Source organism: Vibrio sp. Scap24, assembly GCF_013394185.1.
GTDB lineage: Bacteria > Pseudomonadota > Gammaproteobacteria > Enterobacterales > Vibrionaceae > Vibrio > Vibrio pomeroyi.
On the sequence record NZ_CP041333.1, the window covers coordinates 1,262,417 to 1,281,332 of the forward strand.

General features: G+C 44.1%; 19 protein-coding genes and 2 tRNA genes. 11 read left to right on the forward strand and 10 right to left on the reverse strand.

Annotated features, from left to right (window positions below):
* Positions 1 to 90: 90 nt before the first annotated feature.
* The 5 genes from FLM53_RS21075 (at position 91) to FLM53_RS21095 (ending at position 4,682) form a co-directional block, all read left to right on the forward strand.
* Positions 91 to 837: an amino acid ABC transporter ATP-binding protein gene (locus FLM53_RS21075; protein WP_017631248.1), complete on the forward strand. Its 747-nt coding sequence runs from the start codon at positions 91 to 93 to the stop codon at positions 835 to 837.
* Positions 837 to 1,634: an amino acid ABC transporter permease gene (locus tag FLM53_RS21080; protein WP_176679546.1), complete on the forward strand. Its 798-nt coding sequence runs from the start codon at positions 837 to 839 to the stop codon at positions 1,632 to 1,634. The genes FLM53_RS21075 and FLM53_RS21080 overlap by 1 nt, the downstream gene beginning before the upstream one ends.
* Before the next feature lie 12 nt (positions 1,635 to 1,646).
* Entirely contained in the window at positions 1,647 to 2,456 is an 810-nt protein-coding gene (locus FLM53_RS21085; RefSeq protein ID WP_176679545.1) for a transporter substrate-binding domain-containing protein, read from the forward strand.
* 139 nt (positions 2,457 to 2,595) lie between these two features.
* Entirely contained in the window at positions 2,596 to 3,519 is a 924-nt protein-coding gene (locus tag FLM53_RS21090; protein WP_176679544.1) for an amino acid ABC transporter permease, read from the forward strand.
* Between the two features lie 218 nt (positions 3,520 to 3,737).
* Positions 3,738 to 4,682, forward strand: a complete 945-nt coding sequence (locus tag FLM53_RS21095) for an ADP-ribosylglycohydrolase family protein (RefSeq protein ID WP_176679543.1) — start codon at positions 3,738 to 3,740, stop codon at positions 4,680 to 4,682.
* Between the two features lie 192 nt (positions 4,683 to 4,874).
* On the opposite strand, the gene FLM53_RS21100 is transcribed toward FLM53_RS21095, so the two are convergent.
* Complete coding sequence (locus FLM53_RS21100; RefSeq protein WP_176679542.1) at positions 4,875 to 6,881, reverse strand: TonB-dependent siderophore receptor; 2,007 nt, start codon at positions 6,879 to 6,881, stop codon at positions 4,875 to 4,877.
* Between the two features lie 19 nt (positions 6,882 to 6,900).
* Between FLM53_RS21100 and FLM53_RS21105 the strand changes: the two genes are divergently transcribed.
* A complete protein-coding gene (locus FLM53_RS21105; RefSeq protein ID WP_176679541.1) occupies positions 6,901 to 8,127 on the forward strand; it encodes an AraC family transcriptional regulator in 1,227 nt (408 codons plus the stop codon).
* 20 nt (positions 8,128 to 8,147) lie between these two features.
* Here the strand turns inward: FLM53_RS21105 and FLM53_RS21110 are convergent, their stop codons facing one another.
* Positions 8,148 to 9,035 (reverse strand): LysR family transcriptional regulator, encoded by an 888-nt coding sequence (locus tag FLM53_RS21110; RefSeq protein WP_176679540.1) that lies wholly within the window; start codon positions 9,033 to 9,035, stop codon positions 8,148 to 8,150.
* Between the two features lie 101 nt (positions 9,036 to 9,136).
* On the opposite strand from FLM53_RS21110, the gene FLM53_RS21115 reads away from it, so the two are divergent.
* Positions 9,137 to 9,745: a LysE family translocator gene (locus FLM53_RS21115; RefSeq protein WP_176679539.1), complete on the forward strand. Its 609-nt coding sequence runs from the start codon at positions 9,137 to 9,139 to the stop codon at positions 9,743 to 9,745.
* A 57-nt stretch (positions 9,746 to 9,802) separates the two neighbouring features.
* Here FLM53_RS21115 and FLM53_RS21120 read toward each other — a convergent pair whose 3' ends face one another.
* On the reverse strand, positions 9,803 to 10,360 hold the full coding sequence (locus FLM53_RS21120; protein WP_176679538.1) for a hypothetical protein: 558 nt from the start codon (positions 10,358 to 10,360) through the stop codon (positions 9,803 to 9,805).
* A 297-nt stretch (positions 10,361 to 10,657) separates the two neighbouring features.
* Here FLM53_RS21120 and FLM53_RS21125 point away from each other — a divergent pair, with 297 nt between their 5' ends.
* Positions 10,658 to 11,587 carry a DUF535 family protein gene (locus FLM53_RS21125; protein WP_176679537.1) on the forward strand — a complete coding sequence of 310 codons (930 nt, stop codon included), beginning with the start codon at positions 10,658 to 10,660 and terminating at the stop codon, positions 11,585 to 11,587.
* Between the two features lie 20 nt (positions 11,588 to 11,607).
* Here the strand turns inward: FLM53_RS21125 and FLM53_RS21130 are convergent, their stop codons facing one another.
* The 7 genes from FLM53_RS21130 to FLM53_RS21160 all read right to left on the reverse strand — a co-directional run bounded on the left by FLM53_RS21130 (position 11,608) and on the right by FLM53_RS21160 (position 17,635).
* Positions 11,608 to 12,801, reverse strand: coding sequence for a DUF1501 domain-containing protein (locus FLM53_RS21130; RefSeq protein ID WP_176679536.1), 1,194 nt, complete (start codon positions 12,799 to 12,801; stop codon positions 11,608 to 11,610).
* A gap of 8 nt (positions 12,802 to 12,809) precedes the next feature.
* Positions 12,810 to 14,171, reverse strand: a complete 1,362-nt coding sequence (locus FLM53_RS21135; protein WP_176679535.1) for a DUF1800 family protein — start codon at positions 14,169 to 14,171, stop codon at positions 12,810 to 12,812.
* A 140-nt stretch (positions 14,172 to 14,311) separates the two neighbouring features.
* On the reverse strand, positions 14,312 to 14,743 hold the full coding sequence (locus tag FLM53_RS21140) for a GNAT family N-acetyltransferase (protein WP_176680067.1): 432 nt from the start codon (positions 14,741 to 14,743) through the stop codon (positions 14,312 to 14,314).
* Positions 14,744 to 14,864: 121 nt separating this feature from the next.
* Positions 14,865 to 15,359 carry a GNAT family N-acetyltransferase gene (locus FLM53_RS21145; RefSeq protein ID WP_176679534.1) on the reverse strand — a complete coding sequence of 165 codons (495 nt, stop codon included), beginning with the start codon at positions 15,357 to 15,359 and terminating at the stop codon, positions 14,865 to 14,867.
* 51 nt (positions 15,360 to 15,410) lie between these two features.
* Complete coding sequence (locus FLM53_RS21150; protein ID WP_176679533.1) at positions 15,411 to 15,833, reverse strand: N-acetyltransferase; 423 nt, start codon at positions 15,831 to 15,833, stop codon at positions 15,411 to 15,413.
* A gap of 101 nt (positions 15,834 to 15,934) precedes the next feature.
* Positions 15,935 to 16,273, reverse strand: coding sequence for a zinc ribbon domain-containing protein YjdM (locus tag FLM53_RS21155; RefSeq protein ID WP_132745611.1), 339 nt, complete (start codon positions 16,271 to 16,273; stop codon positions 15,935 to 15,937).
* Positions 16,274 to 16,471: 198 nt separating this feature from the next.
* A complete protein-coding gene (locus FLM53_RS21160) occupies positions 16,472 to 17,635 on the reverse strand; it encodes a threonine/serine exporter family protein (RefSeq protein ID WP_076654024.1) in 1,164 nt (387 codons plus the stop codon).
* Between the two features lie 520 nt (positions 17,636 to 18,155).
* On the opposite strand from FLM53_RS21160, the gene FLM53_RS21165 reads away from it, so the two are divergent.
* The 3 genes from FLM53_RS21165 (at position 18,156) to FLM53_RS21175 (ending at position 18,839) form a co-directional block, all read left to right on the forward strand.
* Positions 18,156 to 18,230: transfer RNA gene (locus FLM53_RS21165), tRNA-Gly, on the forward strand.
* Between the two features lie 38 nt (positions 18,231 to 18,268).
* Positions 18,269 to 18,343 (forward strand) — tRNA-Gly (locus tag FLM53_RS21170).
* 238 nt (positions 18,344 to 18,581) lie between these two features.
* Positions 18,582 to 18,839, forward strand: a complete 258-nt coding sequence (locus FLM53_RS21175) for a hypothetical protein (RefSeq protein ID WP_176679532.1) — start codon at positions 18,582 to 18,584, stop codon at positions 18,837 to 18,839.
* Positions 18,840 to 18,916: the final 77 nt, after the last annotated feature.

Here is an 18,916-nt window from a genome sequence, read left to right on the forward strand (position 1 = left end):
TACAAGATGCTATTAAATTCTCATAAGTCCCTAATTTTATGTGCAATCATATTTCTATATTGTTAAGGTAAACCTGTCTCTTTACTAGGTATGAACAACGATTTGAACAATCTCAAGGAAATGGTTAAGTTTAAGTCACTTAACAAGTGGTATGGTGATTTTCATGCCCTAAAGGATATCGATTTAAATATTGAACAGGGAGAGATAGTGGTGATTTGCGGACCGTCTGGTTCAGGTAAATCAACCTTGATCCGCTGTATCAATCAGCTAGAACCCTTCGAAAGTGGCGAGCTTTCCGTGCTAGAACAAGCGCTTCCGTGCAAGTTCAACACGCCAGGCCAAGTCGGAATGGTGTTTCAGCACTTCCATTTATTCCCCCATCTTACTGTGCTTGAAAACCTGACTCTGTCCCCAATTCGTACGCTCAAGAAAAGCAAAGAAGAAGCAGAAAAAACGGCCATGCACTATCTCGAATGTGTACACATTGCCGAGCAAGCGAATAAGTACCCAGCTCAACTTTCTGGTGGCCAACAACAACGTGTTGCGATTGCTCGCTCTCTTTGTATGAAACCTGAACTTCTGTTGTTTGATGAACCAACATCTGCTCTTGATCCGGAAATGATCAACGAGGTGCTTGATGTGATGGTTGAGCTTGCGAGTGAAGGAATTACCATGGTGTGTGTGACACACGAAATGGGCTTTGCGAAACGTGTTGCCGACCGTGTCATATTTATGGATGAAGGACAAATCGTGGAATCCAATACACCACAATGCCTGTTCGAGAATCCTCAACACGAGCGTACTCAAGCGTTCCTAAATCAGATTCTGACTTACTGATGCTGCTTAAAATTGTAAAACCTGCCCTATCTGCATTGGTACAAATTGTTGTGCTCGCGGCTGCGGTTGTCTGGATTCTCGATTCTGGCGCACAAGCCATGGGATACAGCTGGCAATGGGAACGCGTGCCCGACTACATCGCCTTTTATGAAGACGGCGAATGGTGGCCTGCAGAATTGATGGAAGGGCTACTCGTCACCATCAATATCTCTCTGATTTCTTTGGTCGCTACGTTGGCTATTGGTTTAACCACAGCCCTATTACGTAACTCTAATTCGGTAGTTGGGCGAACCCTCGCCACCAGCTATGTTGAGTTAATCCGTAATACGCCATTATTAGTACAGATTTACTTGCTCTACTTTGTGTTTGGCCCCGTACTAGGGCTGGATCGCTTTAGCACGGCTGTTTTAGCCTTGGCACTTTTCCAAGGGGCATACACTGCCGAGATATTGCGAGCCGGTTTAAATGGCATTGCTAAAGGACAATTTGAAGCCGCTCAATCTTTGGGCTTATCAAAGACCTATACTTATTGGGATGTGATTCTTCCTCAGGTGATTCAACGCACGTTGCCGCCTTTGACCAACGAAGTGATCTCTCTTATCAAAAACTCTTCGATTGTGAGTGTCATGGCTATTTTCGACCTGACAACCGAGGCCAGAAACATTGTTTCTGAAACCGCGATGCCATTTGAGATCTGGTTCTCTGTGGCGATCATTTATCTCGCACTTACACTTTCACTTTCTGCCGTTGCAGCTTGGCTTGAGCATAAGCTCGGAGCTAACTGGCGAACACAATAAGGATTTATCAGCATGAAGCTATTTAAAACCGCAATTACAGCTCTACTTGCGCTTGCCGTAAGTTTGCCTGCACTTGCTTCTGAAACGCCTAACCTAGATAAAATCAACGAACGTGGCTCTCTACGTGTTGGTATGTCGACTTTTGTACCTTGGGCAATGCGTAACAAACAAGGCGATCTTGTTGGCTTTGAAATCGATGTGGCAAAACGCCTCGCTGAAGATTCAGGCTGGAAAGTTGAGTTCGTACCGACGGCATGGGATGGCATTATTCCTTCTCTACTATCGAACAAATTTGATGTAATCATCGGTGGTTTGTCGATCACTGAAGCACGCTCTAAGAGTGTGTTGTTTACTGAACCTTACTCTCATTCAGGTGTTCAACTAGCAGCAAACAAAGAACTGGCTGAAGGTTTTACTCAAATCTCTGATTTCGATTCTCGCCGTGTGAAAATTGCAGCACGTCGCGGCGCATTCACGGTTCAAGTGGCTCGTGAAACTTTCCCGAAAGCAAAAGTACTTCAGTTCGATGACGATGCTCAAGCGTTCCAAGAAGTGCTAAACGGCAATGCTCACGCGGTTATCGCATCTAGCCCGAAACCAGAACACGAAGCGATCAAAAACGCAGACACGCTATTCATCCCATTTGAAGAGCGTCTGTCAAAAGGTAACGAAGCATTTGCTGTGCGCCTAGGCGAAACAGACAAAACTGAGTTCTTCAACGAGTGGATCAAAGCACGTACTGAAGACGGTTGGTTGAAAGAGCGTTACGAGTACTGGTTCTCTACTCTAGATTGGCAAGACCAGATTGCTCAAGGTCAGTAATCTAAAGCTAGCTATTCGCTAAATAACTAATCAAGGCAGTACCTTGCTGGTACTGCCTTTTAAGAAACACCCGAGATAGCTATAAACTCGTAGCCACCTCTCACAACACATTAATTATCATCGTTTAAACAGGAATGACGTGAGTAGTACTAGCGCATTATCAACGCCCAAGCCCAACCTTCACTCGAAGCCTTGGTATCAACGCCTCAATCTATTAGATGGAGTGTTGTTTGCCATCATTTGTGCGTTCGCAGGTTGGCTTTATTATCGCTCTGCTGTCGGTATTAATTATCAGTGGCGATGGAAAGACGCGTTCACGTTAATCTTTATTCCACCGTCTCAAGGCAGTATTCCTTATTTCTTCCAAGGCTTGGTCGCAACATTGCGTTTGAGCTTATGGAGCATGGTCTTAGCACTCTCTTTCGGCACACTGTTAGGAGTAGCAAGACACTCTAAGATCGCTTTATTCAAAACACCGGCGCTGCTTTTCATCCAGTTGGTTCGAAACATTCCACCATTGGTGTTTGTGTTTATCTTTTACTTCTTTGTCTCTAACCAGTTGATCCCTTTGCTTGGTTTAGAAACCCTTTTACGTGAACACAATGGTGAAATTAACGCTGTTCAAGATTTCCTATTCGGGCCTGCAAACCTTTGGGAAAACTTAGCCTCTGGCGTAATCTGTATTGGCCTGCTCTCTTCCGCTTATATCGCTGAGGTTATTCGAGCTGGCTTAGAAAGCATCCCTAAAGGACAATGGGAAGCGGCCGACTCTCTGGGCTTGTCTGCATTCTCTAAATATCGATATGTGGTTGGCCCACAGGTGTTAACCGCAATCACGCCACCTTTAGCGGGTCAGGCAATTTCGCTAGTAAAAGACACCTCGATTGTGTCGCTGATTTCCATTCAAGAAATGACGTTTGTTGGCACTGAAATGGCCAACTCTTCCGGTTTGATCTTCGAGATCTGGTTGATTGTAGGCGCGGTTTACTTCGCACTATGTTTCACTCTTTCGAGGATTTTCAAAGTAATCGAGCAACGATCGAGTGTTTATCTAAACCGCTAACATCACTGGCCATTTGAACGTGAATTCAAGCATTGGTTCGATGGCCAGTATCAACACCTAATTGATAATATTCATCCACTTAGCCTGATTGGTTTAACTCATTGACTAATCAGGATTAATTGCTTAAAACTCTCTACCGAAACACAGCAAACCCATCATTTAGACACTATAATTGAAGTATCAAATTCCATTGGATCTTCTCAAGGACTTCACTCAGCATGGACAATCATAAAGAAAGAGCTTTTTACGCCGTTGTTGGCGCATTGGTTGGAGACGCCGCTTCCATGGGGCTGCATTGGTTGTATGACCAAGAGAGGATCTTACACGTGGCGGGTTTTGAACCAGAATTTCGCTCACCAAACCAGTTCGATTATCAAGACAAAGGCTACTTTGCCCACCAAGGTAAAACCGCTGGCGACCAATCGCAATACGGTGCTCAGTTATTGGCGATGGTCGATAGCCTAGTCGACAATCAACACTACGACGAAGCGAGTTACATTAAGCACTTCCGTTTCTGGTTTGATTTTGGTGGCAGTTGGCAAGGTTACATTGATAAAGCGACTCGTATGAGCTTGCTGAACATACATCAACTAGAGCTAGCAGATGCTCCAATCATAGCCTGTGGCGCTGATGACACCCAATTACCTGCAGTTTCAAAACTTATTCCGTTAGTGGCATGTACCTACACCTCTCACACCTTACCGGCTATGGTCGAAAGTGCGGTTCGAGTCACTAATAATAATGATAAAGCGGTAGAGTGGGCACAAGCGATTACTCTACTGATTCAAGCTGCTATTCAAGGCAACTCTCCACTTCAATCGGTAGAAATGGTGCGACAAACCTGCAGCAAGTTTATACACGACCAAATCGATGAAGCACTGGCTGAGCCCGAACTTTCAATAACAGATGCCGCGAAAAAGTTCGGATTACATTGTGAATTGAGTGCCGCGTTCCCACTACTGATTCGCATTATTGCTGGCGCTCAGAGCTTTAAACAAGGTATCCGCGACAACATCTTATGTGGTGGTGATAGCTGCGGGCGTGCGATTGTAATTGGCGCGGTATTAGCGGCTTGCTTCTATGAAGAAGACGGCGCGATTCCAACAGAATGGTTAAACCAAGTCGAACTCAATGGTGGTGTCTTGTCTCTGCCAATTGAATAGCATTGTGGAGCCTGATTAACTGCTCAGACAATCAAAAACTAAAGCGCCTCTCGATTCCTTGCTCGAGAGGCGCTTTTGTCTTCACTAAAACGAATGACTTAAACGGATAACTTCAATTTCGAGTAATAAACTTTCCGGATCCCTACGACCGTGAGTTTATCGCTCCAACCAAACCTATGAATTTAAACCTTTCTAGAACTGATACGCGGCAGAAAGCTTGTAGTTACGGCCCGGTTCATAGTCATCCAAGGTAAAGCCTCTTGCTGTACCTGAACGAGATGCGTGTGAGGTGTATTGCTCATCAAATACGTTATCGACACCAAAGGTAACAGACAATCCGTCAACATTTGATGGCACCCATTGAGCGTAAAGGTTATGAACATCGTAGCCTTCTTTAATTGGCTGACCATCAAATACGTTATCTTCGTCTTTAACAAACATCGAGTTCCAACCAAAGATCGTTTCAAGCGCTTCTGACTGGTAATCCAGAGTCAACGTGATGCTATCGCCCATATCAATACTGCGACCATTACCACCCGCGACAGCGCCGCCTGTGTCTTTGTTTTTAGTATCTGAACGCGCATAAGACAGTTTGCTGTTAAACATCTCGTAGCCGTAAGACAAGCTTGCCTCGAAGCCCTTAATCTCTACATCACCCAAGTTGTAAATCAAGTAACTCTGGCTTGCAGCCTGGTACTCTTCAGTAATGTAATCATCAATATTGGTTTGAAACACGGTTAGGTTAGCACCAACAAAGTGATCATCGATACGCTTATCAAAACGCACACCACCCTGTGTGTTCTGCCCCGTTTCAGCTTTGATGTCGTCCGCTAGATACGCGACATCTTGGTAAGCAATAAAGGTTTCCATCAACTCTGGGCCTTTGAACAACGAGCGCGTGCTTGCGAACAATGTCCAATCTTGAGTCACGTCCCATTGTGTTGCCAACGACCATGTTACGTCGTCAAAGTCGTCGTTTCCTGTCTCAGCTTTACGTTGATAATCATCAAAACGAACACCTGCGGTGATAGAAAAGGCTTGAGTAAAGTAGAACTGGTCTTCAACAAAAAGTGCGGTAGAAATTGCTGACTCGTCCATAAACTTACTGCTACCGTAATAGCTGCTTGATGACTTGTCCATGTAGTCAAAGCCATAGGTCGCGATATTATCAAACGACATTAAGCGGTAGTCCGATTGGAACTTAGCATTCAAGCCAAAGTTTTGGTTCTTCGCAGTGTTATTAGACAAGCGATTCGATGGCCAACGCGGTGCCATAACGCTTTCATCACGCTGAATCTCGGTCTCTGTGTTATACAGAGTAACGTTACCCTTATGACTTTCACCACGTAGCTCATAGCTAGCCGTTATTGTGTCACGGTCATAATCGGTAGGAATGAGGATCTCGTTGGACAAGCCTTCATTCGCACCACCCGACATATCTGGACGCGGACTGTAATCACCGCTATCACGGTAGAGATCATAAGAGAGTTCAAAGCGGTGTAAGTCACTCGGCTCAAACCCAATCTTACCGAGAATGTTGTATACATCCCCTTCTGAACCAAAGGTTTCATTTCCATCACCGTCTTTAAAATCATCACGGCTCATGTAGTGGCTGTAGAGCATGGCATCAACGTTATCCGACAATAAGCCATACACAGTTAATGAACCTTGCTGGCTTGCGTTCGTGGCATAGCCACCATAAACACGAGCCCCAAAGCTCTCATCATAACGAAGCAGATCTTTCGCGTCTTTGGTTTCAAACAACACAGAACCACCAAGTCCATTTTGCGTGACCGAGTTGTTACCCACTTGGATATCGGCCGATTTCAAAATGTCTGGGTTAAGAGTAAGGTTACCAATATGGTGGAACATGTTCGCGTGCTGAGAAGCACCATCAAGTCGAATATCTAAGTCAGTTTCACTTAAACCACGGATGGTAATTCGTTGGTTGACCGAGTGCGTTCCCCCAACATCAACACCGGGAATCTCACGCAGTAAGTCCGACATATGGTCAGCCTGCTTGAGTGACATATCATCAGCAATGATCGATTCGGTGTTACTGGATACCTTCGTTCCCCACACCACCACTTCATCAAAGTGCGATGTGCTCTCCTCTGCCATCACTGGGCTGCTAAACGCGCTGGCTATGGCAATACAGAGGGTTGAAAGCTTGATTGTTGAGCTGACTGGGCTTTCCATAATTCAATCCTAGATGTAAATGATAATAATTCGCAAATATGATAGAGTTGTAGTTTATAAATGCACAGATGATTTGCTTATGCGAAAACGCATAGCTGTTATGAGGAAAGGTCAAATGGGTGAAGTAGCGTCAGAGCAAACTAAACTTGCCGAAACGGCTATGACTGGAAGAGTCGAGTTAAACAAGAAAGCTGTGTCAGCGAATAAACCAGTGTTAACGAAAAAAGTCGCTCTAACCAAAAAGCTAGAACAGACTGAAAAGCAGATCATTGTGACACAAGGTCAAACCAAGCAGACTTCGCTTGCTGAGGGAAAGTTCCTTTCTTATCAATACAATGACCAAATTTTTGTGCATGGCGGTCGCTGTATTGAATTGGTCGATAGCAACATCGTCTCAACAGCCCACTCAGCGATCTTGATTACGATTCTTCTCGAAGGGAAACTCACCTTTGGCTACGACGATCTTGAGTTCGATCTCGATGCCAGTAATGGGCCGCAAGGCGTGGTGGTCAACTTAGCTAAACCTGCCAACTTTAGGCGCTCGTTAATTCAAGATAACAAGATGAATAAGATCAACATCTTGGTTAAGCCACAATGGGTAAAACCACGTTTAAGTGACCACTGTTCAAGCAAATCGTTCTTAGATTCACACAAGGCGTTTTACAATGTGCAGTTCAACGCTGACATCATTCAACTCGCCAATACACTCACTGGCCAAGCGACACCGACCAACTTTCAAGACAAGCTTGTCGTAGAGACGCTGACTCAGCAGTTGCTTGCTCGAACCTTGTCTCAGATGCCGATTCAATGCTGCCAAAAGTGCACTTCTGAGGATATTAACGCTAGCCCAACCGGAACGAATCAGAACGTTGATTTTGACCAAAACGATAACCAAGTTTCGGCTGAAAAAGGGTTCGATGCCAAGATTGAAGACATCATCAGCTACATTGAAATAAACCTAGATAAGCCACTCAGCGTTGAAAACATCGCAAGTCGATTCTCAATGAGTATCTCTAACTTACAACGTCGATTTAAGCAGTCTTACAACCTGACGATCAACGGCTACATTCGCCACCGCCGCTTAGATATCGCGCGCCAACACTTAGAGCGAGGCTTAGTATCAATAACCGAAGCAGCCTATGAAGCGGGTTATCAGTACCCTTCTAACTTCACCAATGCATTTAAGAAAGCGTTCGGTGTTCCGCCTCATGCACTTGCGAAACACTCCACATCAAGAGGTAATTAGCTTCTGACTTAGGGATACTGTTAGTTTTTAATAACAGGAACACACTGGGACAACTCGCTCTTCAACCAAGTCACGAATGAACTGCCTGACTCATCTTGATTGCTATCTTGTGTGAGCAATATGTACTGGTGACCAGAAGGTACAAAGCTAAACGGCGCGATCAAGTTACCTCTTTCAATATCATCGGCGATAAGTGGATAAGACCCAAGTGCTATGCCTAACCCGTCGACAGCCGCCTGAAAGCAAAAATAGAAGTGTGCAAATGTTTGGTTTGCAGCAGATTTTGACAGCTCTCCGCTATTACCTGTGTCTTCAGTGATAGCTCCCCAATCACTCCAAGCATTTAGTCGCGTGTTGCTGTGCAGTAATTTCACATCACCTAAGTTGTTTTTTACCTGTTGCCAGTAATCCGGCGAGCACACAGGGCCTACCCACTCTTCGACTAACGGTATCTGTTCGTAACTTTCGGTTAATTTAAAATCATCTCGGCGAATCGCCATATCGAGGCCAGTAGCATCTAAATTCACAGCCCCACCTGCGGTAGACAAGCGAACATCAATGCCCGACTCGGCGTAAAAATCACCTAAACGCGGCATCAACCAACGCATGGTTAATGTTGGCTCACACGACACCTCGAGCGCATGATTGTTAAGTTGGTTGAGCTTTTGAACACCGGTATCCAACGCCTGAAACGCTTGCTCTGTGTAACCTTTGAGTAACTCACCCTCTTTGGTCAAACACACATTACGACCCTGCTTATAAAACAAAGTTTGAGACAGGTGGTTTTCCAGAACCTTGATCTGTTTGCTCACCGCGCCATGGGTAATATTGAGTTTTTCTGCCGCTTCACTGTAACTCGTAGAGTGAGCCGCAACATGGAAAACATGAAATGCTTTAAGGTGCCTCATGTGTGACTTTTTCTCACAATTCAATGGAATTCATTTCGATTATAGGCAGCAATTAAAAACCATACAATGACGGCTCATCAAATAAGAGAGTTGGAGTATTTATGGAGTGGTTAAGCTTAGCGGTGTTAGGACTATTGATTGTTATAAGTCCCGGTGCTGATTTCGTTTTGGTTTTGAAGAACAGTGTTAATCAAGGAAGACAAGCCGGTATTTGGACTGCAATAGGTGTCAGCCTAGCGATTTGTGTTCACATCAGTTATTCGATGCTAGGCATTAGTTACTTAATCTCACAGAATGAGCAGCTTTTCGACATCATTCGATACGCAGGGGCCGCTTACCTTATTTACCTTGGAATAAAAGGCATCCTAAGCGCAGATAGCAAACTCGCACCTATGGAAGAAACCACGCAGAGCATTAGTGTTTGGCGCTACTTGGCACAAGGCTTTTTGTGTAACGTACTCAATCCTAAAACCATGTTGTTCTTCTTGAGTATTTTCAGCCAAGTCATCTCACCTGACGCTGCGAACCACCATGTCGCACTCGGTTACGGGCTTTACATGATTGTTCTTCACGGCTTGTGGTTTGGAATTGTCGCAATACTTTTCACTTCAAAGACATTGCAAAAACACTTGTTGAAAGCCAAGAAAAGGCTCAATCAAGCGTGTGGTGTTGGATTGGTATCTTTTGGTTTAGGGTTAGCATTAAAATAACTCGTTCGGTCACAGTCACTATGGCTGCAATGGAAGCTGCCATAGTGACGTACTTAACTAACCTTCAAAGTCACTCACTTCCCATTTGTTACTCACTTCGTTCGTCAGTAGATTCTGGAAATGCACAGCATCATTCGGTTGCCAAATACCAACGTGTAAAGCAAAGGAACGATCTTCATCTTGAGTCGCGTGAATGAAGTTTGAAGACATCGTTATTGTATTAGCCCTAATGGTATGCTCAGTTTCTAGATCAAGACTAAGAAACGATCTTCCATCGTTAGCAACAAGACCACGACGCATATTGCATCGAAACTGTGTTAATACATAATTTCCCGGTTTAATACCATCAAACAGTGCGTACTTTGTATCTTCATACACAAATACACGTAAGGTTTGTGGTTCAGAACCAACCAATTTACCATCGACTTTTTCTTGTATATCAAACGAGAATGTTACACACGGGTAAGTTGAATCGTGCTTTGATATATCGGTCGCGATAGCTAATGCGCCGTTACCTTGCGGTTCTGACAAGGTGTCCGTAGCCGAAGTAGGAATACTTTTACAACCTGAAAGACTCGTAGCTGCAACTAACGCGACACTCAGAAACTTATTCATATAAAGCCTTTATTCTTATCAATATAATCATTCAGCGACCCTATCATTAAAAAATCAAACCGAAAATGCCAATTAATAAAATATTGATATGTTTAGCATTATTTTATAAGAATACTGACAGTTCTCTTATTTATCTCCCCTCCAAGCAAGCTCTCCCTAATCGCGTTTAACTACCCTGGTTGAAAGAAACCAACTTAGTCAGGTTTCACGATTTTTTCACTAACACCTACTTATTATTTTATGGAGCGTCGTTCTTTATTTTCAACGATGCTTTTTGTTGTCTAAGTCGAGGTAAACGTGCAAAACTTTCGTCAAATCGTTGAGCTTTCAAATGCTGTACACCCAAATACCAAAGGTTTAACCCGAATCAAGAAAAATATGCGCTTTACACTATGGGGCGTTATGAACCCAAAGATCATTCACAAGGTGCGTCAGCTTAAAGAGAAAAACAACCTTTCAAACCTGTTAGAGCAGAATCCCAAGATCTTTGAAAAGCCGCTAAAACCATTTATCTGTGTTGGCATCAAGCCTAAAACACGCGCTTCGTTACTGCATTCTCACTTCGAACTTTTAGAGCGAACATTTGGTGCGAATACAGTGTATTTGCACCTTTCTAACGTAGAACTTCTGACCTTTGCAGACAGGAATGGAGATGAGTTCAGAATTGAGACTTTCTCAGGGGAGTCTCGTGAAGGCTCACTGGGGATCCGACTCGTCGAGGCTAATACCGGGTTCACCATTTACTCGGTCACCTTTAATATCTCTGATAACAATGGGCGTCGAACCATGCACATCGGCTGTCTACAAGGTACAAACAAGCGTATTGCCAACAGCCAAGAGAAGCTCAAAGAACTGACGCGTTCATTGCACGGACTAAGACCAAAGTCACTCATGATTGAACTGGCAATTATGTTTGCTAATTATATGAAAGTTGATGAGATTTTAGCTGTTTCGAATAAAGGTCATATCTACCAAGCGATGCGCTATATCGGTTCTAAACGTGGAGCTATAACATTTGATTACGACACGTTGTGGACTGAAAATGGCGGAGCTTTGGTCGATAAACACTGGTTTTCTTTGCCCACTAAGCCTCTGCGTAAAGATACCGACACACTAAAAAAGACTAAACGCCGCTTGTACACAAAACGCTATGACTGGATCAAGCAAACTGAAGAGCAGATCATTTCACAGTTAAACGAAATCAAATCTACTCCCAAGTTCCATTAATTGTTAAGGGAAACGCCCTACTAGATGATTTCCAGTGGCTTTACCATTTCACTATCAGGGAAGATGGTGTCGAGCTGCTTTTGTTCTATCGACAGATGCTGGTTCAACACGCCCTTAATTACTCCTCGCATGTCGGTGGTTGGTTTGAGATCTCGCCCTTGATACAGATTCTCTTGGCTTAACCCCGGCCAGTTTGCGATAACTCTACCTCCAGATGCGCCTGAACTCGATGTGTTTGAAGCCTTGCTAGCCATCGCGCCACCAGCGATAAGCATGACGTTACCAGTGCCGTGATCGGTGCCTTTTGTACCGTTCTCCTTAGCTGTTCGACCAAACTCGCTAGCGGCGATGATCACCGTGTTATTCCAGCGTGCCCCTAACGATGCCTTAAGCGCTGCTAATCCTGCATCCAAGGTTTTAAGTTGGTTACTCAACCTACCATTAACGCTGCCTTGATTTGCGTGGGTATCCCAACCACCTAATTCTAATGCAGCGATATTTGGCCCTTTATCAGCAGATAAGATGTCGCCCGTTTTACTCATCAATGACTTAAATTGTTTGCCAACGCCTTGGTCACCCACCAGCTCATCGATTTTCATGACGCTTTCAAAATTGGATGACAGCATTTGGTCACTTTGGAAGAGTTCTTCAAGTAGCTCGGTTTGTTTGTCACGTGTTTTTAAGCGGTTTGGATACCAACTTGCCACGGTAGACTTACCCTGCATGATGAGCGGCAGGCCTGAATCAATCGCGATTCCATCGTATTGTTCTGAGCTCAGCGCGAGCAAACGGTTAAGCCACCCCTCCTTGTTGTAAGGATCAGAAGTACCATTCTCTAATATCTTCTGACCATCAAAATGGGAGCGCTCACGATAAGGTGTTGAGCACGCATGTACAAAACTAAGCTCTTTACTTTCATACCATTGATGACAGTTTTTAAGCGAAGGGTGTAACCCAAAAAAGCTATCTAGTCTTAGTAGCTGGCTCTGCTTTAATCCGATACTTGGCCTCAAACTCAAATAATCTGGGTCGGCGTATGGCACCACAACGTTTAACCCATCCATAGCGCCACGCAGTGAGATCCAAATAAAAATATTGTCTGAGCGTGTTTTGGCAAAACTTGGAAATGGCAACATCGCACTCATACCAACTGCAGCAGCCATTCCCATAAACTGGCGACGATTGATACTTTGCAAACCGTTTGTCTTTTTCATACCCACTCCTAACGATATTGAAACTGTGGGCTTAACCACAACAGGGAAAGTTGCATTGCAGCGCTGTCGGCTTTGCTCAATACAATTTGAGTATGCTCATCAATCGCATCGCCATATAAAGCTGCGATCACGTCATCCACTATCGCCTTTGGTTTTGTACCCGAGGCCTTAGCCGACTTTATCGCGATTGAGGCTAGCCTATTAGCGACTTGCATACGTTGAGTTAATGCCGAAGGGCTGTTGTAGTCTCTGTCTTGATCCGACCATCCTGCAGGTGAACCCGGTTTAAAAGGTGGTTGGCCGAGTGTGTTGAGAGTATTCAGCGCTTGCTTATCGTTAAGAGGAATGTCAGCACTGCGAAGTACTGCAAATAGCCACTCTTTCGGCGGTCTGAACCGATTGGGCTTGGGTTCGTTTGCCTCTTTGCTTCCCAGTAACAAGCGGTAAACAGGCAGTAAATCACCATTACCTTTTAGATATATCGCGACCATTTGTTCTGAGAGGTCTTTAGGAGTGTCACCAATAAAGTGCTGGCATAGCTTATCAACCAAATGTTTCGCTGTGTCTTGGTGGGTAGCTAGAGTTTGTAAACACGACTCCCCTTGCGAGATGCCTGATTGGGAGTAGGATTTTCCAAGTAAGGTAATGCTGCCGGGCTCATGGAGATTATTAGCAAATCGAAAACCAGCATTTGGAGATTGGAATTTAATACCCCACCCCGAAATCGCCTTCGCCAATGCAATCACATCTTGTTGAGTATAGGAGCCATCAACACCAAGAGTATGAAGCTCTAGAATTTCACGAGCGAGGTTTTCATTGAGCCCCTTATCACGGCGCTTACCAACTTTGGAATTGGGCCCAATCGAGAGTTGATTATCAAGATACAAAAGCATGGCTGGATGCTTTGAAGATGCCATCAGCATATCGCTGAAATTACCCTTCCAATGTTGGCGAATCACATCGTTTTCTATGCTGGCGGCCAAGGGCATCAATTTTCGATTATCGACTGAGATGGCGAAGTGGTTACTCCAAAACTGAATAATGCGTTCTTGGAAACCATAAGGTGTTTCAACGCTTTGCAGATGGCGTGCTTGAGCTTGTTGTCGGTAGTGAGTACGAAGAAAAGACTGTGCCTCTTTCTTCATTGCTTGCATCTTTTGCTCATCACCCTTGGCTTTCTTTCGCTGTTCACGATTCTCGCCGACGGTTATCAGGATAGATTCGGTTGTGGGTAAAGCTTGAATGGAGTGATGAATAAATGGCTTTTTATCCAACTGTTCTAAAGGCGAATAATAGGCTGTTTGACCTAATCTAGGCCCAAAACCAAACCTTTGCTCACCCACGATTTTTGAAGTCGGGTAATAATTCATTGCACGCTCCCTTACGCTCGATCTGTTCTAAGTGTAATCGCTTAGTCATGAAGCATAGGGAGCTTTACAAGGTTTTACGTTAGATGGGTGTCAGGTGCCTATCAAGTTACAGACACGGTGTGGTCATTTTGAATGAATGTCTATTTACGCCACATATATACAAACTGGTCGTTTTGCGAGGTGATTTTAAAACCAAACCTTAAATACAGCTCTCCAACGCGATTACCTTGCAGATAACATAACTCAACGGGCTTATTGAGCTTGTTTGCGTGAGCTAAGTAATCGGTGAGGATTTGGCTACCAATACCCTTGCCATGATATTCAGGCAGCAAGAAGAATCGGCAAAAGTAGAAGTGGTCACCTTTATCTTGCAGCAACACACTGCCAATCGCTTTGCCCTGATACTCAATGATTTCAGGCCTTTCCTCTGCCCACTCTTCGGCGTGTATATCTCGTTGAACTTGCTCATCCCAGCCAAAAACAGCTTTGATTGGCTCAAATTCAGCCGCCTTTTTTAGCTCGAACAGAAATTCATAATCTGATGACTGAGCAGGTCTTGTCGAATACTTCAAAATATCTCCAACAATAATCGATGAACTATAACCAAAGAAACCACCATCAATGGTGGTATCATCCATTAAACAATCGTTTACAGAAAGCAAGCGCACCTAGATAAGTGCCATGCTTTAGTGTTCATTTTGGGCCTAGTTGATAACGCAAAACTTCGTGTTTATCTGGCGCTGAGTAAAAGGTATTTAAGAACTGGCCACCACACTTCTCAATCACTTTTTGCGAAGCAATATTGCCGTACTCACAGGTAATAATAGCGCTTTCTATAAGTACATGACGTTGAACCCAAGACAACATATGACTTGCGATACCCCTCCCTCTCGCTTGTGGCAAAGTCTCATAGCCGATGTGCCCGATAACGTCATGAATGTATTCACTGGTACCGTGACGAACTCTGATCACACCAAGAATCTGCTCAGACTCAATACAAAAGTAAGTAGAAGCTGGCGTCCACCCTTCAGGCAAACACTCACCTTTTGAATAAGCTATTCGCCTTTCTAAGTAAGTATCACTGCCATCGGTAATACCGGTATAGATTTCCAGTCCATCATCGATACAAGCGTTTACATAGTGGAGGAACGCATTCGAGTGCGCCATGTCGGCTTTGACTATATCCATATAACTTCTATTCCTACCTAATGCTCGTCTGACTATTCACTAAGCCCGACGCTAGGCTAAATGCATGGTGTACTCTTGGTGTCCTGTGTGCTCATCGGCTTGTTCACTGACGATGGTAAAGCCTTGAGAAAGGTAGAACTCAATGGTTGCTTGATTCTCTTTGTACACATTCAAAGACAAGTTCGGGCATTCAAGCTTGGCATGTTGCATGAGCTGTTTCCCAATGCCACTCCCTTGATACTCAGGGCAGACAAAGAGCGCGGCCAATACCCCTTCATAAAGCGAGTAAAACCCACGAACTTCCTCATCAGCTTGAAACACATAGGTTTGTGATGCAGGAAGGTAGATATCGCGCATATTGCCCACTTGTGACTCCCAAAATTCAGGCGCTATGAAGTTGTGCGCCTTAATGGAAGCCGTGAGCCAAATATTAAGGACCGTTTCGGTGTCGGCTACGCTGTATTCTCTGATCATCTTGATTCTCTAACGTTTGAGTTTGACTCTGTTTGTTAGTCAGTATGCTCAATAACGGCCCAAAAGCATTGAACATTTACGACAATCATCCGAAAAAATGGTTACTGCTTTTTCACGTATTTTGCAGTCACCAACATTTCACCGCCGCCATCAAGCTTGCAATCTAGCTGATGATCTTTGCCTTCGTTGATGCGTCGAATCACTGCTTTGGTGCCGATTTTCAGCACGCTAGAGCTGCCCTTCACTTTTAAATCTTTAATGAAGGTGACTTTATCACCGGTATCTAACACTGCACCGTTAACGTCCTTTACACGCGCAGCTTCTCTTTCTAAACGCTCTTCTTCTGGGTTCCATTCATAGGCACACTCAGGGCAGATTAGGTTGTTTTGGTCTGGGTAGACATATTCAGATTGGCATTGCGGACAAGGAGGTAAAGACATACGTTAATACTTCATTTAAATAAAATTTGCGTCCATTTTAATGACTCTTGCTAGGCTTAGCGAGTACAAATCTACCAGATTGTCTGAAGATAAACTTAAAGTAGGAAAAGAGCGGCTCTAAAACGAACAAACACAGCCGCTAAGCTGTGTTTGTTGAAGAAACGAAGTTACCTGAGCGGCCGCTGTAATCGAATCAGATTAACGCTCTACTTTTGGTGAGTAGATCGAATACGCGGTGATTTGCCCTGCCACAATCGCGGAGAACATAAACAGCGCCGATAAACCGATACTCGGGATCGGCAAGATAGATTGTTCAAACACCGATTGACTTGCACTCACTAGAACGCGGCTACCCGGAACCAAGATGATGATGCCTTGCACAATGTAAATTGACCCCGTGAGCTCCATCTTTTTAGCAATCCAAGTGCCGTACAAAGTGATAAGAACGGTGGTTACCCAAGTACCCACAACCCAACCACTATCAAAACCCAGGTAGAACGGCCCCCACATACCCAGAACCGCTACAGGCAAACCCAGTAAGATGTCTTTGGGGCGCGCATTGAACATCACACCGATAGACACTGAGATCAGCACCAAGCCGGATATGTGCATCCACACTGGCACCGCATTGGTATAGTCGATGGAGACCGCTTGCCCCCAAATCGCTTCACCAATATTGAGACCCATGATAATCCCAACAAACAACTTGATCAGCGTTAAGGCACTCTGCCCTAGCAAACTGGTACCCGAGACGAGATCGTTAAACGCCAAACATTCTAATGCGTTGGCTATGGATAATCCGGGGACAAACAAGACGATTGACGCAATACACAACGCCCACACGGGAATCGGTAACCCTGTGCTTGCCAAAAACGCTACAAAGATACCCGTCAATAATGCTGAGATAAATTCAACCGCAATTGCGCGACGTGAATGGAGGACTTGCTGACATACCCAAACCATCAAACCCAATAACGCAGAAAAGCCAACCGCTTCCAAAGTACTGCCGACTAACATCAAATACGCAGGTGGAATACCCATATTAGCTAGTGCCGTAACAAACTTTGAGTAACCGACAGGCTCTGGCACTGGCTCACTGCTCGGTTGGTTAATACGAATGATGGTATTTGCCAATAAACTCAGGTTAATTGAAGCAGGCTTTAAACGCTTAAGAATAACGGCGTTGTTATCGTCTGGAAATTGATAATTAATCGCGGTTGGTGTTGCTTGGATCATCACATCCACACCATGCTTTTTTGCATAGAACTGTGTGTATTTTTCAAGCTTATAGGGAGCACAACCGCTGCGGTGAAGAGTGTCACCAATTTCAACAATTTTGTTAATTCTGAACTGAGAAGGCATGGGTATTTTAGGCGAGACAAAATGTGCGGCAAATGTACCAAACGATAGACGGAATGACGAGACTTTTGCGTGAATTATCAACTAAATTCGTTACTTTTTTCTGCGGACGCACAGAGGGATGTATTGCTCTACTCATTTGGGATTAGTTTAATGAATAATACGAATCGTTCGTAAGTTAAATCTATGCATCCACATTGTTATAAAAGCACTTATAAATTCAGCTCAAATTTCGATTGTGTTAACACGTTCAGTCTTAGATTCCTCCTGTGTTGGTGAAGAAATAACATCCGATATCAGTTTATAAATTCATCCCTATACCTTGCCCCTAAACTTTCAATTAAGTGCCCGTTTGAATCTTGAGCTTAACGAGAGTTTAGTCACATTTTATTCACTCTCTAAACGCCAGACATGATTGAAAAACTAGCGGAGTGGTGGTTATGCGAGCACTTAGAATAAAAATGAAAGAAAAAGGTTTCGTTTTCAGTTAGATGTGGCATTATCAAACTCGTTAAGACGATGTGCGTGCATCGTATAATGGCTATTACCTCAGCCTTCCAAGCTGATGATGCGGGTTCGATTCCCGCTGCACGCTCCAGTCTTCTTGATGCCTCAGTCTTACTCTTAAGACAGTGTGCGTGCATCGTATAATGGCTATTACCTCAGCCTTCCAAGCTGATGATGCGGGTTCGATTCCCGCTGCACGCTCCAATCCTATTTAAGCTTTATTCAGCCTAAACTCTCCCAAAGACCAAACGTTTCAACATAAATTTTATTGTTGCTAGATAAACCCGTTAACTCCCTCTATTGCTTCATATTTTAATAGCTAATGCCGCTGTTCTACTTTTAGTCGTTTTCGAAATTGTTCCAATTTAATAATCTTGGTCAATATCCGAAAAAATGGTTGTGTTAATGTGCGCCAATTAGAAACAACCAAAAAATAATAAAAATGTTTAAAAGCAATGAGTTAACAATCAACATCGAAGCAATCAATGTCGCACTGTCAAAAGTCGAAAATGCGAACAAAATTCAGCTTAATACGTTGAAGGGTTATGTGAGCAACGAACCAGAGCAAGCCGTTCTTGCATTTCGCTCTTTAAGTGAAGTGGAATCGATCGACGACAAGCTTAAGAAGATCATGTCAGAGCTACCGCACCTAAGTGGTGAAGCTCAGCACCTACTGGAAACATCGATCCTATTACAGTAGTGGCCAAGAAAGATAAGTCTCAACTACGCGATGAGCTAAGACTTATCTTTAAGCTTTCTTGTACTTGTCTAGCAGCT

Coding starts and splice junctions, on each gene's coding strand:
- FLM53_RS21095 (WP_176679543.1), top strand. CDS start 3,738: ATGGACAATCATAAAGAAAGAGCTTTTTACGCCGTTGTTGGCGCATTG.
- FLM53_RS21120 (WP_176679538.1), bottom strand. CDS start 10,360: ATGAATAAGTTTCTGAGTGTCGCGTTAGTTGCAGCTACGAGTCTTTCA.
- FLM53_RS21105 (WP_176679541.1), top strand. CDS start 6,901: ATGATAATAATTCGCAAATATGATAGAGTTGTAGTTTATAAATGCACA.
- FLM53_RS21145 (WP_176679534.1), bottom strand. CDS start 15,359: ATGGATATAGTCAAAGCCGACATGGCGCACTCGAATGCGTTCCTCCAC.
- FLM53_RS21115 (WP_176679539.1), top strand. CDS start 9,137: ATGGAGTGGTTAAGCTTAGCGGTGTTAGGACTATTGATTGTTATAAGT.
- FLM53_RS21160 (WP_076654024.1), bottom strand. CDS start 17,635: ATGCCTTCTCAGTTCAGAATTAACAAAATTGTTGAAATTGGTGACACT.
- FLM53_RS21075 (WP_017631248.1), top strand. CDS start 91: ATGAACAACGATTTGAACAATCTCAAGGAAATGGTTAAGTTTAAGTCA.
- FLM53_RS21100 (WP_176679542.1), bottom strand. CDS start 6,881: ATGGAAAGCCCAGTCAGCTCAACAATCAAGCTTTCAACCCTCTGTATT.
- FLM53_RS21175 (WP_176679532.1), top strand. CDS start 18,582: ATGTTTAAAAGCAATGAGTTAACAATCAACATCGAAGCAATCAATGTC.
- FLM53_RS21110 (WP_176679540.1), bottom strand. CDS start 9,035: ATGAGGCACCTTAAAGCATTTCATGTTTTCCATGTTGCGGCTCACTCT.
- FLM53_RS21155 (WP_132745611.1), bottom strand. CDS start 16,273: ATGTCTTTACCTCCTTGTCCGCAATGCCAATCTGAATATGTCTACCCA.
- FLM53_RS21130 (WP_176679536.1), bottom strand. CDS start 12,801: ATGAAAAAGACAAACGGTTTGCAAAGTATCAATCGTCGCCAGTTTATG.
- FLM53_RS21150 (WP_176679533.1), bottom strand. CDS start 15,833: ATGATCAGAGAATACAGCGTAGCCGACACCGAAACGGTCCTTAATATT.
- FLM53_RS21080 (WP_176679546.1), top strand. CDS start 837: ATGCTGCTTAAAATTGTAAAACCTGCCCTATCTGCATTGGTACAAATT.
- FLM53_RS21085 (WP_176679545.1), top strand. CDS start 1,647: ATGAAGCTATTTAAAACCGCAATTACAGCTCTACTTGCGCTTGCCGTA.
- FLM53_RS21135 (WP_176679535.1), bottom strand. CDS start 14,171: ATGAATTATTACCCGACTTCAAAAATCGTGGGTGAGCAAAGGTTTGGT.